Raw genomic sequence first — 16,767 nt, 5'->3', positions numbered from 1 at the left:
GGCCCACGGGCCGCATCAGGATGTCCTTAATGTCTTTGAATCCGGAAATCGGTGCGTTTCTCGACTTGGTCGAGGCCAACCAGACAGGCGATGCCCAGGCCTTTCACCAACAGACGCCGGAACAGGCCCGGCAAGCCTTCGAACAATCGTCGGCGCGGATGCGCTGGCAGGCGCCGGAGGTGGATTTGCGTGACCTGAGTTACCCGACCCGCGACGGCGCGGAGCTGGCAGTGCGGATCTACACGCCGATCACCGATGGCAAGCAGGCGTTGCCGGTGACAGTGTTCCTCCACGGTGGCGGTTTTGTGGTCGGCAGTCTCGATTCTCACGATGGCATTTGCCGCGAGTTCTGCCAGCGCACGCCGTGTGCGGTGGTGGCGGTCGAGTATCGTCGCGCCCCTGAATTCAAGTTCCCGACGGCGCTGCACGATGCCGCCGATGCGCTGGCCTGGCTGGCGCAGCAGGCGGGTGTGCTGAACCTCGATACCTCGCGGCTGGTACTGGCCGGCGACAGCGTCGGCGCCACGTTGGCTACGGTGCTGGCGATCGATGCCGCAGCGAATCCGCAGGCGCTGCAACCGTGTCTGCAACTGCTGTGCTACCCGGTGACTGACGCGTCGCGCAGCACTGAATCGCGAGAACTGCTCAGCGAAGGCTATCTGCTGGAGAGTCCGACGCTGGAGTGGTTCTACGAGCATTACGCACGCACGCCGGAGGATCGCGCCGACTGGCGTTTCTCACCGTTGCTGGCAACGAATTTGCGCGGTGTCGCGCCGGTACATCTGGCGCTGGCGGGCTTCGATCCGTTGATCGATGAAGGCCATGCGTATGCGCAACGACTGGAAGCGAGCGGTGTGGCGGTGCAGTGCAAGGAATACACCGGGCTGGTCCACGACTTCCTGCGGATGTCGATGGTCACAGGCGAAATCGAAAGCGTCTATCAAGAGCTGACCGAGGTGCTGCGTCGGGCGTTGTACCCACAGGCCTGATCAGTCATCGCAAAAACCAAAGGCCGGAGCGGGGCAACCCCTCCGGCCTTTTTGTCTCCCGGTTTTGCAGCTCAGGGGTATTGGTGAATGGCGGGCATAAAAAAACGCACCGTCAGACGGTGCGTTTTTTCAGGCCGGGGCCAGGACTCAGAAGGTGTACTTGAAGCTGGTCATGAAGTTGCGCGGGGCGCCGTACATGCCGTCGTAGTAGACCATCGAGTAGTACTCGCGATCGAACAGATTGTTGACGTTGAGCGAGGCGCTGAGGTTCTTGGTGATGTCGTAGCGGGCCATCAGGTTGGTGACCGCGTAGCTGCCCTGCTCGTAGTAGTGCAGGTCTTCGCCGATCTTCGACTGCCAGTTCACGCCACCGCCGACGGTGACCTTGTCCAGCACGCCAGGCAGGCGATACGAGGTGAAGGTCTTGAGCATGTGACGTGGCGCGTTGGTGACAATGCGCGCGTCTTCGGCGTTGGTGGTGACGCTGTAGGCGTAACCGGCCGAGGCTTGCCAGCCTTCCGCCAACTCACCGTTCAGCTCGAACTCGACGCCCTTGGTCTCGGTGCTTTGCTCCAGACGATAAGCCTGGGTGTCAGACATCCAGACCGCGAGGTTGTCCTGCTCAAGCTTGAACAGGGCCAGGCTGGTGTTGAGTTTCTCGTCGAAGAAGGTGCCCTTGACCCCGACTTCGTAGCCCTTGCCTTCGGTCGGCGCGAGCGACTTGTTGTTGATGTCGCGAACGTAGGACGCCTGCGGGTTGAAGATCTTGGTGTAACTGGCGTACAGCGACCAGTTGTCATCGAGGTCATAAACCACACCGGTGTATGGCGTGAAGATGCCGGTTTCGCGTTCCTTCACATTGCTCTCATCACCACCGTATGGCTTGGTGTTGGTGTCACGTTTCCAGTCGGTCAGACGACCGCCGAGAATGAAGGTCAAGTCGTCGGTGACGTGGAAGCGCGAGGTCAGGTAGGTGCCGAACTGCTTCTCCTCCATGTGCCCCTTGCTCACGACCGGAGTCGCCGGTTTTGGCGAGTTGCCGTCCCAGTGACTGATGTCCGGAACCTGGAAGTTGTAGTCGCGCAGCCAGTCGCCGTAGCTCGGCGTGGCTTCCTTGTAGTTGGTCGCGGTCACACCGAGGATCAGCTCGTGCTCACGACCGAACAGCGAGAACGGACCGGTCAGGTAGGCATCGATGTTGTCCTGGCGCGGTGTGCCCGACCAGCGTACTGGCAGCAAGCCGGTGCCGGAGCCGGTGGCCTTGTCGAGGGTGCCGGTGGCGACGGCATAGAGCTGGTCGAATTTGTTTTCGGTGTGACCGTATTCGATCTTGCCGCTCCAGCCGTTATCGAACTGATGCTCGACGGAGGTGAAGAAGTTGGTTTGATCGTGGTCGTTGTACGACCAGTCCGGCGAAGTGTTGAGCGATCGGTGAACGTGAGATTTTTCGCCGTTGGTGAAATACGACGGGTAGCCGCCACGCATTGGCGAGTCGACCTGGGTTTTCTGATAGCTGAAACCAACGGTCAGCAGCGTCGCTTCGCTGAGGTCGAATTCGGTGATGCCGTAGATCAGCTGCGAATCCTGCTTGAAGCGATCTACCCAGGAGCCCTGGTTCTTGTAGTCCACGACCAAACGTCCGCGCACGTTGCCCGACTCGGTCAGCGGGCCGGAGACGTCCATGCCGGTGCCGTAACGATCCCAGCTGCCGGCTTCGGCAGTGACGCTGGCCTGGGCTTCGGCGGTTGGACGCTTGCGGATCAGGTTGATGGTCGCCGACGGGTTGCCGAGACCACTGATCAGGCCGGTGGCGCCCCGGACGATTTCCACGCGGTCGTACATCGCGGTGCTTTGGGTGTAGTTGTCCAGACGGGTGGAGGTCGGTACGCCGTCCACTTCGAAGTTCTGGATCTGCGAGCCGCGCGACCAGTAAGTGTCGTTCTCGGTGCCCATGCCGTTGCGGGTCACGGTGATGCCGGCGGTGGCGTCGAGCACGTCGGTCAGGTTGGTCAGCTTCTGGTCGTCCAGGCGCTGGCGCGTCATGACGGTCACCGACTGCGGCGTTTCCCGCGGCGTCAGGTTCAGACGGGTCGAGCTACTCGACGAATAAGTGGTGTACAGCCCGGTGCCTTCGGTCTGCGAGCCCGGCGCTTTACCGGAGATCGAGATCGCGCCCAACTGCATGGCGTTACCGTCAGCGCCGCTGATAGGAATCAACGAAACCGTGTTACCGGTAATCGAATACGTCAAGCCGCTCCCCAGCAGCAATTGGTGCAATGCCTCTTCAGGCTCAAGCGTGCCGGACACCGCGTTGGCTTTCAGCCCCTGGAGCATCTCAGGGTTGTAGATGATCTGCAGGTTCGATTGTTGTCCCAGTTGCTGCAAGGCGCTGGACAAGGGTTGAGCCGGAACGTTGATGCTGGTCGGTGCCGCAAGCACCTCACCGGCACCCAACAGAAGCAGGGTGGTCAGCAGGGCGCGAGGCAGGATCGCCTGGCGCTGGGTCTGACGCTGGATCGCCGTGGCCAGTGGTGCGCGGGACAAGGATGGGCTGTGCATTACTTCAAATGCTCCTGAGATGCGTGTGCAGTTTTGTAGTTAATGATAATTAGACGCAACAACCGAGGGAAACCGGAAAAATAAATCCCGCACACTGCGAAAAAATCGTCTATCGCAAGAGGCGGGATTGTTTTGACGCTCTATTTCGCGGTCAGGCCGGTGCCAGTTCCGTCATCACGCGGCCGGCTTCCATGCGCACCAATTGGTCGGCCACGTCGAAATAGCGGTCATCGTGGGAGATCACGATGATGGTTTTGCCCAGACGCTTGAGGTCCGGCAGCAGCTCTGTGTAGAAAATCCGGCGGAAGGTCGGATCCTGATCCGCCGCCCATTCGTCGAACACCAGCACCGGCCGTTCTTCAAGCCAGGCGTTGACCAGCGCCAGGCGCTTGCGTTGCCCGGTGGAGAGATCGGTGGTGGTGAAATTGCCGTCCTGCACGCTGACCTTGTGGGCGATTTCCAGGCGTTGCAGGTATTTGTTGGCGTCGTCGGGGATGTGCGTATCGCCTTGCACCACATCGTCGAACAGGTAGTAGTCGGCAAAAATCGTGGTGAACAACTGGCGGTAATCGTCACGGTTCTCGGCGTTTACGGTCTGGTCGTTGAGACGGATTTCACCTTGTTGCGGCGGATACAGGCCAAGCAGCAACTTGATCAGGGTGGTCTTGCCGCAGCCGTTTTCGCCGACGATGAAGATGATCTCGCCCTGTTCGATGGTCAGGTTGACCGGGCCCAGGCGGAATGCATCGCTGCCCGGTACGGCAGGGAAGGCGTAGCTGACGTCCTTGAGTTCCAGGCGAGTAACGGCCGGGGCTTTGTGGCCCTGATCATCGAGCAACAGGTGCGGTTCCGGTGAAGAGAACTGCTCGGACAATTCGGCGATACGGCGGAAGGCGATTTGTGCGCGGCTGACGATCGGCAGAGTGCCGACCAGATGTTCCAGCGGGCCTTTCATGTACAGCAGCACCAGCACGAAACCGCTCATGACGGTTTTGTCGGCGCTCGGCCAGTAGGTTTGCAGGGCGAGGGCGAGGCCGATCACCACGAAGAACAGCATCGAGCCGAAAGTCTTGGCGATCACGAAGGTGTTGATCGAGCGGATTTGCGTGCGGCAGATGAATTCGGCAGTGGCCTTGATGCCCGAGACGAACATGCGCTGGCGGCGTGGCCGATGGATGCGCAGTTCCTTGGCGCCTTCGGCGATGGCGTTGTAGTGTTTTTGCAGTTCGTCTTCGGCGTCACGCGCGGCCATGAAACCCTGGATGCCGCGGCCTTGGGCGAAGTACTGAATGCCGGTGCCGATAATGATCGCCACCACCATGATCAGGAACATCGGCCACGACAGCATCGCCAGATAACCCATGCAGCCAAGGGTCACGGTCAGTGAAATCGCCAGCGGTGCGAAGGCAAAGGCGAAGTCGCTGATGGTGTCGACGTCGTGGGTCAACACCGGGATCAGACGATGACTGCGGTAGCGCTCGATCTGTTCGATCGGGGCCGACAGCACTTTCTCGCCGAGTTGTTTGCGCAGGGTCGCGATGATGTGTTGACCGACGAAGTTGGTGCCGATGTCCGAGCAGATCGAACTGAGCAACGCCAACAGGCAGAGCCCGGCGAACAGGGCGACGACGCCCTGGGTCAGGCCGGCTTCGGAATGCAGCGCCGAGTTGATCGTCGCCAGCAGCACCGTCACGCTGAGGCCGCCGACCATGCCCAGCAGGATCGACACAATGACGACGAGCCTGAAGGGCTTGAGCAGCGTGAACAATTCGTGGATGGCACCGCGTGAGGGCTGGGACATGGGGGAACAGTTCCTTGGGTCGTAGAGACAGATACCCAGTAGAACGTCTGGTCAGGCGCTTAATTTAGACCGCCACCGACTGACGGTGACTTGTAGCCAAGGAATGCTCGCGCAAATGGTCTGTGGGGCATCAGTTGCGAGGGACAACGTTTTTATCATCCTTGGAGCTGCGGCACGCTGCGATCTTTTGATCTGTTTTTAACAAACTACATCAAAAGATCGCAGCCTCGTTTCACTCGACAGCTCCTACAGGGGAGGGCGGGGTGTGATCGGTTCGCGATCAGAGATCGCGGACTACGCGAAAGCCGATCCAGTCGCCACGGGTGGAGGGATAGATGTTGTTGCGATTGCCGGAGCGCGAGAACACCGGTGCTTCGCCCCAGTCGTTGCCGCGAATGTTGTAGGACTCGCAACCCGGTTCAACCCAAGCGCTGCCATCGGTTGGCGCGCCGACGTAGTTAGGGTGCTCGCAGTCAGCGATCCATTCGTAGACGTTGCCGTGCATGTCGTACATGCCGAAGGCGTTTGCTGGATAGCTGCCCACTGGCGAGGTGAAGCTGTAACCATCGGTCGGGCCATAAGTGTTGGCATGCTTGGCGATGCTGTACTCGGTGCCTTCATCGAACGGGAACGGGAATGGCCCGGTCGAGCCGGCGCGGGCGGCGTACTCGCGTTGTGCTTCGCTGACCATGCGGTAGTTCTGCCCGGTTTTTTTCGACAGCCAGGCGACATAGGCCTGGACGTCGGCGAAGTCCATGCACACTGCCGGTTGCCGTGGTTCCTGTTTGTAGCGCGGCTTGCTCGCCACGCATTCGCGACCCGGACGAGTATCACCGTTGGCGATCTTCACCCCGGTTTCCTTGACGTAGCTGTCCCACTCGCCGGCGGTGATCTGGAAGCGGCTCATGGCGAACGCCTTGGCAAAAGTCACTTCGTGCATCGGGCCTTCGTCCGGCTCGCGGCCGACTTCGGTTTCCGGGGTGCCCATGGTGAATTTGCCGGCCGGCAGGACGACCATTTCCGGGCAATTCTTGCAGTCCTTGAACACCTTGCCCGCCGGCAACGGTTCGGCGGCAGCGGCGGTGCCCGGCAACAGGCCTGCGAGCAATGCGGTCAGCGCCAGCCCGGCGAGTATTTTCAGGGTCGGGAGGTGTCGCGGTCGTTTGAGCATTTCACTGTTCATGAGGGGTCTCGATCAGAAGGAAAGCAAAAGTCGTGAAGGTCATAGCTGCGTGATCAGCAGCGTCATGAATCGATCAATTTCGGCTTCGGTGTTGAGCAGCCCCGGGGCGGTGCGCACCACCGGCCCGACATCGCGGTCCACGGCATCGACCACTACGCGGTTCTTCATCAGGTACGCGGCGATCTTGTCGCAGTCGCGATCCTTGACCCGGAAGAAGGTGAAACCTGCCGAAAGCGCCGGGCTCAGTGGTGTCACCAATTCGATCTGCGGATGCTCTTGCAGGCGTCGCTTGAGATACGTGTTGAGTTGATGGATGCGCGCCTGAACCTCGGCCTTGCCCAGTTGCAAGTGCAGCTTGAACGCTTCGCTCAATGCCCAGCGATGTTCGAAGGCGTGATAGCCGCCGGGCGACATGCTGGTGGCGAAATCAGTGTCCTGAGAGAACGTCGGGACCGTCGGCGTGACGTCCTTGAGCTGTTCCGAACGGGCGCAGATGATCCCGGTGCCACGTGGGCCGAACATCCATTTATGGGTGCCGGCGATAAAGAAGTCGCAGTGCATGTCAGGGAAGCTGAGGTCTTCGACGCCAAAGCCGTGGACGCCATCGACCACGTACAGGATCTTGTCCTTGTCGGCGCGTTTGCGATTGACCTCGTCGACCAGTTTGCCGATCTCGCCGATGGGCAGTTTCACACCGCTGCCCGATTGCACCCAGGTCATGCCCAGCACGCGCGTATTGGGGCGAATGGCCTGGCGGATGGCGCTCAACACTTCGTCCGTCGACACCCGATTGGCGTCCTCGAACAGCTTGATCTTGCGAACCTGTGTGCCTTCCTTTTTTACCCGGAAATCCAGGGTGAATTCGGTCGAATAATGCTCGTGAACAGTGGTGAGGATTTCCTGATCCGGGCGCACATGAATGCCACCGTAAATAGCCGCGAGGCCTTCGGTGGTGCTGCCGGTCAGGGCGATCTGCCCCGGTTTGGCTTGCAGGTAGCGCCCGGCCCACTCGCGCACGTCGGCCTCGTGTTTCCAGGTTTCTTGCAGATCCCAGTCCATCATCAGGCCGGGATTACGGTCGATGGTTGCGCGATGACGGTCTATGGCTTCCTGCACCGGACGTGGGTGCGAGGTGATCAGGAAGTTGGAAAAATGCAGGTAGTCGGGGTCCTGATTGAACAACTGGCGCAATTGCGCCCACTTGTCCTTCGGCACTGCTGGCGGAATCGCGGCGGCGCTGGACGCAGAGGCTGCCTGGGCGTGAACGGCAGCGCCCAGCGGCAGGCTGGCGGCAAGAATGCCGGCCTGTTTGAGAAAGGTACGACGGTCAGTCATGGGTGCAATTCACTTGTGGTCGCAAAGGAGAAATTCATCGGCTGGCTACTGGCTTGGCAGCTTTCTGCACCTGGTCCCAGACCCGCAGGAAGTTGCCGCCCCAGAGCTTGGCGATATCGGCTTCGGAGTAGCCACGTTGCAGCAGTTCGGCGGTGACGTTGCGGATCTCGCCGACGTTCTCCCAGCCTTTGACGCCGCCGCCTTCGTTGAAGTCTGAAGCGATGCCGACGTGGTCGATACCGATCTTGCGCACGGTGTAATCGATCGCATCGCCAAGGTCCTTGAGCGTGGCCTTCGGCTCTTCGTCGAGGATTGCGTACAGCTGGCCGGCGTACTGGCCGAACTTCTGTTCCGGCCACGCGGCGATGATCGGGTCGCCCGGCATCAGCGCCATGGCGAGGTTCGGCAGCGGCGGCAGATCAAAGCGTGCGCGCAGGGCGTTGAGCTTGTCCTGGGTGCCTTGGGTCAGCGGTCGCAGGTAGGCGGAGAAGCCGACCACTTGCACCACACCGCCGCTTTGCTTGATCAGCTGCATTTCCTTGTCGCTGAGGTTGCGCGGAATATCCACCGAGGCTCGCGGCGCCGAGTGCGAGGCGACCATCGGGGTGCGGCTCAACTGCGCCACTTGCTCCAGGGCTTTGGTCGACATTTGCGAGACATCGATAATCACACCCAGGTCGTTCAGGCGATGTACGGCTTGCTTGCCGACATCCGACAGGCCGTTGAGGGCGTCCGGCGAATCATTGAAAAACGGCAATGGTCGCGACGAATCGCTCCACTGGTTATTGCCGATGTAACTGAAGCCGAACATGCGCATGCCGCGCGCGGCCCAGGTGTCCAGCAGGTTCAGGTCGTTGCCCAGTGGATAGGCGTTGAGCATGCTGATGAAAATCGCAAACTTGCCTTCGCCGTGCAGGCGACGGAAGTCGTCAGGGGTGTAGGCGATGGCCACTTGATTGGGGAAGTCGCGGACCATGCCGGAGATGATCTTGTAGCGGACTTCCTGTTGATTGCGCGCTTCCTCGACAAAACCGTCGGTAGGCTTGTGCGGTGCGTTCGGGCCGTTCCACATTTCCGGCCAGCCGAAAATCGTCAGCGCCGCACCGGACAGGCGTCCGCGATTGGCCTTGGCGAGGTCGAACTGACCGCTGCCGTCCTTGTCGACTTCGTTGCCGGCGGTGCCGAAATCCAGCGGCACGGTGATGTGGCTGTCGAACGAGAGCAGCCGGTCCTGCAGTTCATCGGCCTGTTTGAGGACTTTGCTCGGGTAGCCGGGATTGTCCTTGAACCAGTAATCCCAGGCTGCAAAGCCTGCACCGGCGCTGATCGCCAGAGCTAGCGGCAGGCCGATGTATAGAGCCTTTTTCGAACGTGGTTTTGTCATTGCCATCTCAGTCAGTTCGCCGTCGAGGTGCAGGCGCAGAGGCCTTTGCTATCTGGAAAGAACGAGTGATTGGCGGTGAAATTTAGGCTCGCAAACCTGTGGCGAGGGGATTTATCCCCGATCGAGTGCGAAGCGCTCGCCCGGCGCCAGTGGCGATACTTCTAATGGCTTGCGGTGAGTGGTTTTTGGGGGCGCTACGCGACCCATCGGGGATAAATCCCCTCGCCACGGGGATCGGTGTGTCTCGGCTAAATTTGCCCGAGCAGCAAACGTTCTAGCTTGGATAAAGCCTGCTTCATGGCTGACACAGGTAGGGCAATGAAGATTTCTCGACGATGGTTCATGGCAGGCCTGGCGCTGACCGGCGCTGCCGTGCCGGCCGCTATTTACGGGCATCGCGAATGGACGAAGCCGGATCCGACGATCACTCCCGGCGAAGCAACGGTCGATCTGGCGGACACTGCCGGTCAACAATTGGCGAACGCATTGCGCGGTGTCTGGAGTATTCGTTTCGAAGGTGCGCAAATCGGCTTCGACGATTTGCCGCTGCAAGGACTGGAACTGTTTCTCGATGTTGCCCAGCGTGGGCGCGGTTTGCGCGGCTACCTGGATACAGCACAACGCTTGCGGGGTGACGATGAGCCGCGTTACCGGATCATCGGTGACCTGGTGCAGGCGAAACCGTCCGAGCTGTACTGGCGCCTGATTGATTCGCGGGCGGCAGACGGCGCGCCGGCCTATGAACTGGCCGTGGTGCTGGATGAGGTCTGGGCCGACTTCGGCAATGCCGGCAGTGGCACGATCAGCGGGCGCATTCTGCGTCTGGATCGACCGCTGGGTTTGCCCGAGCAGAACAATCGTTTTGTCGCGCACAAGCAATTGTTTCCCGAGGCACGCCAGCGTATCGGTCTCAATCCGACTTTGCTGGCCTGGCTGATTTCTCCCGAACATCGCCTGTTTCACCAGCTCTGGCACGCGTCGCGTGACAAGTGGCACACCTTGCCCGAAGACAAGCGCGAAGCCTTGCGCGGTATCGGCTGGCAGCCAGGGCCGCGTGACAAGGAGCGTGATGCGCGCGGGCCGCGTAAAGATCGCAATGGCTCGGGCATCGACTTCTTTTTCATGCACCGGCACATGCTCGGTACGGCTCGCTCGATGCAGGACTTGCCTTCGTGGCCGGCGTTTCCGATGCCTCAGCCGGCACTCGAGCGCGATCGCCAGGGCTTTGCGCGTTATTTCGATAACCATGACGGCTACGCCTTGCCACCGACCTGGATGGCCAGCGATGACGCCGACTACACGCAGTGGGTCAGCGACATCAAAACCGCCGAGACCTATCACAGCAACTTCGAGGTCTGGGAGTCGCAGTACCGCGATCCGCGTTATCTGTCGAAGCTCACCCTGGGGCAGTTGGGGTCAGAGATGGAGCTGGGTCTGCATGACTGGCTGCACATGCGCTGGGCCTCGGTGCCGCGTGATCCGTCCAACGGTCAGCCGGTGCCGTTCGCCCGCGATCCGGCGGATTTCTCCGCGCGCTGGTACGCCGCTGAAAACGACTTCCTCGGCGATCCGTTTTCCTCCCATGTGAATCCGGTGTTCTGGCATTTCCACGGCTGGATCGATGATCGCCTCGAAGACTGGTTCAGGGCGCATGAGCGTTTTCATCCGGGCGAAGTCAGCCGTCAGTCGGTCAACGGCGTGGCCTGGTTCGCACCGGGACGCTGGGTCGAGGTCGATGATCCCTGGCTGGGTCCGGTCACCCATGGCTGCAGTACGACGCCGGGATTGCAGGTCGGCAAGTCGATGGAGATGGACCCGGAAACCATGAAGCTGGCGCTGCGCATCACCTTCAGCGAAGACGAGAAAATCCTCGCCGGGTTGTTCCGTCGCGTGCCGAAACGGCCGTGGTATGCGCGCCATCTGAAGGTCAAGCAGCGCGAAGCTTAGAAGCCCTCACAAAACATCCCTTGTAGGAGTTGCGGCACGCTGCGATCTTTTGATGTTGATCTTTACAATCACATCAAAAGATCGCAGCGTGCCGCAGCTCCTACGGGTTTTTGTGTGGGGTGAATTATTCGGTTTGCCAGCCGCCACCGAGTGCCTTGTATAAGGCAATGCTCGCCTGCAGGCGCGACAGTCGCAGTTGCACATTGAGGTCTTGCGCCGCGTACAGCGTGCGCTGGGTTTCCAGCACCGTCAGCAAGTCTTCGGCACCGGCCTGGTAGCGGCTCTGGGCGATGTTGAAAGCGACCTGGGCCTGATTGAGTTCTTCGCTCTGCCACTGGCGCTGCTCGTCGAGCCCGCGGATGCTGCTGAGGGCTTTTTCGACGTCGGCGAAACCATTGATGATCGCGCCACGATAGTTCTGCAACAGCTCTTCCTGGCGGGCACTGGCCTTGTCGCGTTCTGCGCTGAGGCGACCATTGTTGAAGATCGGCGCCACCAGTCCGGCGGTCAGGTTGTAGAAAGGGCTGCGCAGCATGTCGCTGAACCTGTCGGAGCCAGAACCGAGTTCGGCGCTGAGGGTCACCGTGGGCAACATCTTCGCCCGGGCAACGGTAACGTCGGCGCGGGCGGCGGCCAGTTGCGCTTCGGCGCGGGCGATGTCCGGACGGCGATTAAGCAGCTCGCTCGGCACACCGGCACCGATGGCGGGCCATTGCAGTTGATCGAAGCTTTCCTGGCTGGCCGGCAGTTCCTGCACCGGGCGGCCGAGGAGGGCGGCCAAGGTGATTCTGGCCGTTTGCGCCTGTTGCTGCATCAGCGGCAATTGCCGTTGTTGCGCTGCCACCAGACTCTTCTGTTGCGCCAGTTCGAGGGCGGTGGCGGAACCGGAATCAAAACGCGTCTGCACCAGTTTGAGTACGCTCAGGGCGTTGTTCAGATTGAGCTCGGCGATACGGCTCTGCTCGCTCAGCGACAGGGTTTGTGCATAGCTGTCGGCGACGCTGCCGAGCAAAGTCAGCTCAACCGTGGCCTGATCGAACTCACTGGCGCGCAGATTGAATTGCGCGCTGTCGCGACTGGCGCGTTGTCCGCCCCAGAAGTCGATTTCGTAGCTGGCGTTGAGATTGGCGTCAAAGTAATCCACAGCCTTGTTGCTGCTGTCGGCGTCGAGTTGACTGTAGCCACTGCCGCGCAGCAATTTTTGCCGATTGGCGTTCATTCCGGCCTTGACCTCCGGCAATAACGAGCCGCCGGCAATCACGGTTGTGGCGCGGGCCTGCTGTACGCGGGCGATAGCGGCGGCAAGGTCGAAGCTGCCGGCCCTGGCCTGGCCGATCAAACGATCAAGTTCCGGGCTACCGAATTGCGTCCACCACTGCGCGTCGTTGCGCATGAGGCTGTCGCTGTGCGGCATCTGCCAGGCGGCGGGCGGCTGTAGGCCGCTCTGCGGACGCTGGACGGGACTACCGCAGGCGCTGAGCAACAGGCACACGGTCAAGAGACTGAGACACGGTTTCATAGATCGATCATTCACTGGTAAGGGCCGTGACCGGGTCGAGCCGGGCAGCTTTGCGAGCGGGCATGAAGCCGAAGACAACACCGGTGACGAGTGCGCAGCCAAATGCGCCGAGCACTGCCAGCAAGGAAAACGCGACGGCGATTTCGCTAAGCACCAGCACTCCGCCGACCAACAGTGCCAGCGCGATGCCGGCCAGTCCGCCGACCACCGAAAGCATCACCGCCTCGGTAAGGAACTGCCGCAGGATGTCGCGTTGCCGCGCCCCCGTGGCCATGCGGATGCCGATCTCACGGGTACGTTCGCGCACGGTCATGAGCATGATGTTCATCACGCCGATCCCGCCCACCAACAGCGAGATCGCCGCAATCGAGCCGAGCATCAGCGACAGAGTGTTCTGCGTGCGGGCTTCGGCCTGGATCATTGCCGCGTTGTTGGTCAGTTCGTAATCGTGTTTGCCATGCAGACGGCGCATCAGGTCGTCGATGGCCAGTTCGGCCTCTTTGACCTTGCGCGCATCACTGGCGGCGATCACCACGTATTCCGGGTTGTGTCCGCCGAGCAGGCGGATGGCGGCGGCGGAGTAGGGCACGGCAATCCGGTTGTCGCTGTCCTGATCGCCGGAGCTGGAGCCCTTTTCGGCAAGCACGCCGACCACCTGGAACGGCACGTTCTCGATCAGGATGTATTGACCGATCGGGTCGGCGACGCCCTTGAGCAGTTTGTCGCGAATCTTCGTGCCGATCACCGCAACCGCCGCCGCGTTGCGCTCGTCAGCGTCGGTGAAGTAGCTGCCCTGAATCACCGGCCAGTTGAAGATGCTCGGGAAATTGGTGTCATTGCCGCCGACATAGGCGCTCTGGTCGACGTTGCCGAAACGCACAACAACCTCGGCGCCGGCCACCGGCATGATGCGTTTGACCTGCGGCAGGGTTTTCAGCGCAGCCACGTCATCCAGAGTAATGACGCCCAATGGCGATCGCGGATTGGCTGAGGCGCCACTGAGGTACAGAAGGTTCGAACCGAATGCGCCCATTTGCGCCATGACCTGGCGCTTGCTGCCTTCACCGACCGCGAGCATCACCACCACCGAGGCGACGCCAATGACGATGCCGAGCAAGGTCAGGGCGGTGCGGAAGCGGTTGATCCACATGATCCGCCACGCCGCTTGCACGGCGTCCACCAGTTCGCCTTTCCAGGCGCCAGTGGCTTCGGCGCCTTCGCTGAGGCGTTTGCGCAAGTCCACGGCCTGCAAGGCGCCGGGATTGGCCGAGGTCTGTGCCTGAGGGTTTTCCCGGGCGCTGTCGCTGATGATCAGCCCGTCACGAATCTCGATGATGCGTTTGGCACGGGCGGCGACTTCGCGGTCGTGGGTGATCAGGATCACCACATGGCCCTGGCTCGCCAGTTCGTCGAGCAGGGCCATGACCTCCTTGCCACTATGGCTGTCGAGCGCACCGGTAGGTTCATCGGCGAGGATGATGTGGCCGCCGTTCATCAAGGCCCGGGCAATCGAAACCCGCTGTTGCTGACCACCGGATAATTGATGCGGGCGATTGCCGGTGCGCTCGGCCAGACCCAGGCGTTGCAGCAGGGCGGCGGCATGGGCATGGCGCGCGGCCGCCGGGGTGCCGGCATAAATGGCCGGCATCTCGACGTTTTCCTGCGCGGAGCTGGACGGGATCAGGTGATAACCCTGGAACACAAAACCGAAGGCTTCGCGGCGCAGCCATGCCAGCTCATCGCTGCTCAGGTGCGCGACGTTTTCACCGGCGAACAGATACTCGCCCGAGGTCGGCCGGTCGAGGCAGCCGAGGATGTTCATCAGCGTCGATTTGCCGGAGCCGGAAGCACCGACGATCGCGACGAATTCTCCGGCGTGGATCGACAGGTCGATCCCGCGCAGCACATCGACTTTCGGGGTGTCCTGGCCGCCGTAGGATTTGCGGATGTCTTTGAGGTCGATCAGCGGCGTTTGCATTCAGCTTCCGCTACCTTCGGCCGGGCCGATCAACAGGTAATCGCCTTCCTTCAGGCCGTCGAGGATTTGCACCTGCAAGCGGTCGCTGAGCCCGGTGCGCACCTGACGATGTTCAATGTCGCCGTTCTTTGCCACCACTCGCGCGGTCTGGCTGCCGGCTTGCAGGCCGTCGCTGTGCAAGGCCGCCACCGGAGCGGTCAGCACGTCTTTGGCGGCGCCGGCGACGAAGAACACCTGAGTGGTCATCTCGGCCATCAGCGCGTTATCGCTGTTTTCGACGTCGAGCAGCACGGTGTAGAGCACCACGCGGCCGCTGCCACTTTTGTTGGTGCTATTGGGGCTGCCGCCGCCCTGGCTGGTCTGGTCCAGAGGTTTCGGCGGCACCGGCAGGATCTGCCGCACGGTGCTGCTCCAGCGCCGGTTGCCACCGCTAAGGGTGGTGAAGTAGGCGGTCATGCCCGGTTTGACGTGGCCGATGTCGGCCTCGGAAACTTCTGCCCACACAGTCATCGGCGACAGTTTGGCGATGCGCAGGATCAATGGCGTTTGCTGTTGTGCGTTAAGGGTCTGGCCTTCGCGGGCATCGATGTTGACCACGGTGCCAGACATCGGCGCGTAAATCCGCGTGTAGCCCAGCTCCGCCTGATCACTGCGCAGGCTCGCCTGAGCCTGACGGATCTGCGCCTGGAACATGTCGATGCGCGCCTGCGTGGCTTTCAATTCAGCGCGAGCGGTCTGCACGTCTTCTTCACGCGTTGCGCCACCGGCGGCGAGGTTTTGCTGGCGCTGGAATTTCTGTTGCGCCAGTTCGTGCTGGGCGCGTTGTTCCTGCAACTGAGCCTTGAGGTTCTCGATGGAAAACTGCCCGGCATCGAGTTTGGCCTTTTGCGTCGACGGGTCGATTTCCACCAGCAACTGACCTTCCTTGACCACGTCACCGACTTCCACATGGATTTTCTGGATCTGGCCGGAAGCTTGTGCGCCGACATCCACATAGCGGCGTGGTTGCAGGGTGCCGAGCGCGGTAACGCTACTTTCAATATCGCCACGGGTGACTTGCACTGTGGCGAATTTATCCCGGCCCGGCGGCATGATTTGCCATGCGGCGTAAGCGACAACGGGGATCAGACAAAGGACTACGAGCAAGGCGCGTCGGGCGGGGCGGGGACGTTTCATGCAGGGTTCCGGCCAGTGGAATTCGGCCCGTCGTTCGGCTGGCACACAGTTGGGGGCAGCGTTGAACGCTGTCGCAGGACGCGACAGACACGGGGAGCTGTCCTGTAAACGAGGAAAGAGCCCGGGAATTTAGGTGCTGAAACACGAAGTAACAGCTATAGCGCAGCACTATTTATCAGGCAACGACAAACACCACTTTAAATCTATATGAGAATTACTATAAATTACGCGCCTCAAGCTGCCACTATCTTGCTACTGCGTTCCACGCGTTCGTAGATCAGTGTGCTCAGGACAGAACCCGCATGTTTGCGGCCGGGAGTCATGTTGGAAAACTACTATCGCGAGCTGGTGTGTTTCCTCAACGCCAAGCTGGGTAACCGTCAGGTTGCCGAGGATGTGGTGCATGACGCCTATCTGCGGGTGCTGGAACGTTCCAGCGACACGCCGATCGAGCAACCTCGGGCCTTTCTCTATCGTACGGCGTTGAATCTGGTCATCGACGATCATCGACGCAATGCCCTGCGTCAGGTCGAACCGCTGGAAGTGCTCGACAACGAAGAGCGCTATTTCGCCCAGTCTCCTCATTGCCCGCTCGATCACGGCCAACGTCTGGAAATGCTCCAGCGAGCGTTGGCAGAACTGTCGGTGGCCTGTCGTGAAAGTTTTCTGCTGCGCAAGATCGAAGGGCTTTCGCATGTGGAAATCGCCAGTCAGCTCGGTATTTCCAAGGCTCTGGTGGAAAAGCACATCGTCAACGCGATGAAACATTGCCGCCTGCGCATCAAACAATGGGATGCCCATTGAGCCGTCGCCGTTAAATTTTATTTCACTGTCCTCGTTCCTACTCAACAGACGACCTGCTGTCCTGCTCAAGGCCGGTCAGGTCACTTAGGCTC

General features: G+C 60.9%; 11 protein-coding genes. 3 read left to right on the top strand and 8 right to left on the bottom strand.

Features of this window, described 5'->3' with window-relative positions:
- Window positions 1-29 precede the first annotated feature (29 nt).
- Window positions 30-989 (top strand): alpha/beta hydrolase, encoded by a 960-nt coding sequence (locus ACIOWE_RS17270; protein WP_401393687.1) that lies wholly within the window; start codon window positions 30-32, stop codon window positions 987-989.
- A gap of 147 nt (window positions 990-1,136) precedes the next feature.
- Here the strand turns inward: ACIOWE_RS17270 and ACIOWE_RS17265 are convergent, their stop codons facing one another.
- The 5 genes from ACIOWE_RS17265 to pvdM form a co-directional block, all read right to left on the bottom strand.
- Complete coding sequence (locus ACIOWE_RS17265; protein ID WP_401393684.1) at window positions 1,137-3,548, bottom strand: TonB-dependent siderophore receptor; 2,412 nt, start codon at window positions 3,546-3,548, stop codon at window positions 1,137-1,139.
- Between the two features lie 151 nt (window positions 3,549-3,699).
- Entirely contained in the window at window positions 3,700-5,349 is a 1,650-nt protein-coding gene (locus ACIOWE_RS17260) for a cyclic peptide export ABC transporter (RefSeq protein ID WP_401393682.1), read from the bottom strand.
- 280 nt (window positions 5,350-5,629) lie between these two features.
- Complete coding sequence (locus ACIOWE_RS17255; protein ID WP_401393680.1) at window positions 5,630-6,532, bottom strand: formylglycine-generating enzyme family protein; 903 nt, start codon at window positions 6,530-6,532, stop codon at window positions 5,630-5,632.
- 39 nt (window positions 6,533-6,571) lie between these two features.
- Window positions 6,572-7,867, bottom strand: a complete 1,296-nt coding sequence (locus ACIOWE_RS17250; RefSeq protein WP_401393677.1) for an aminotransferase class V-fold PLP-dependent enzyme — start codon at window positions 7,865-7,867, stop codon at window positions 6,572-6,574.
- Between the two features lie 34 nt (window positions 7,868-7,901).
- On the bottom strand, window positions 7,902-9,251 hold the full coding sequence (pvdM, locus tag ACIOWE_RS17245) for a pyoverdine-tailoring dipeptidase-like protein PvdM (protein ID WP_401393674.1): 1,350 nt from the start codon (window positions 9,249-9,251) through the stop codon (window positions 7,902-7,904).
- A 318-nt stretch (window positions 9,252-9,569) separates the two neighbouring features.
- Between pvdM and ACIOWE_RS17240 the strand changes: the two genes are divergently transcribed.
- Entirely contained in the window at window positions 9,570-11,198 is a 1,629-nt protein-coding gene (locus tag ACIOWE_RS17240; protein ID WP_401393672.1) for a PvdJ/PvdD/PvdP-like protein, read from the top strand.
- A 124-nt stretch (window positions 11,199-11,322) separates the two neighbouring features.
- On the opposite strand, the gene ACIOWE_RS17235 is transcribed toward ACIOWE_RS17240, so the two are convergent.
- Genes ACIOWE_RS17235 through ACIOWE_RS17225 form a run of 3 tightly spaced genes read right to left on the bottom strand, consistent with a single transcriptional unit; the run spans window position 11,323 to window position 15,871 of the window.
- Entirely contained in the window at window positions 11,323-12,717 is a 1,395-nt protein-coding gene (locus ACIOWE_RS17235; RefSeq protein WP_401393669.1) for an efflux transporter outer membrane subunit, read from the bottom strand.
- A gap of 7 nt (window positions 12,718-12,724) precedes the next feature.
- A complete protein-coding gene (locus tag ACIOWE_RS17230) occupies window positions 12,725-14,695 on the bottom strand; it encodes a MacB family efflux pump subunit (RefSeq protein ID WP_401393667.1) in 1,971 nt (656 codons plus the stop codon).
- Complete coding sequence (locus ACIOWE_RS17225) at window positions 14,696-15,871, bottom strand: efflux RND transporter periplasmic adaptor subunit (protein ID WP_401393664.1); 1,176 nt, start codon at window positions 15,869-15,871, stop codon at window positions 14,696-14,698.
- Between the two features lie 321 nt (window positions 15,872-16,192).
- Between ACIOWE_RS17225 and ACIOWE_RS17220 the strand changes: the two genes are divergently transcribed.
- On the top strand, window positions 16,193-16,675 hold the full coding sequence (locus ACIOWE_RS17220) for a sigma-70 family RNA polymerase sigma factor (protein ID WP_401393661.1): 483 nt from the start codon (window positions 16,193-16,195) through the stop codon (window positions 16,673-16,675).
- Window positions 16,676-16,767 lie beyond the last annotated feature (92 nt).

This window comes from Pseudomonas sp. NPDC087598 (genome assembly GCF_044743525.1).
In the GTDB taxonomy this organism is placed as follows: Bacteria; Pseudomonadota; Gammaproteobacteria; order Pseudomonadales; family Pseudomonadaceae; genus Aquipseudomonas.
This window is presented reverse-complemented; position numbering and strand designations above follow the sequence as displayed.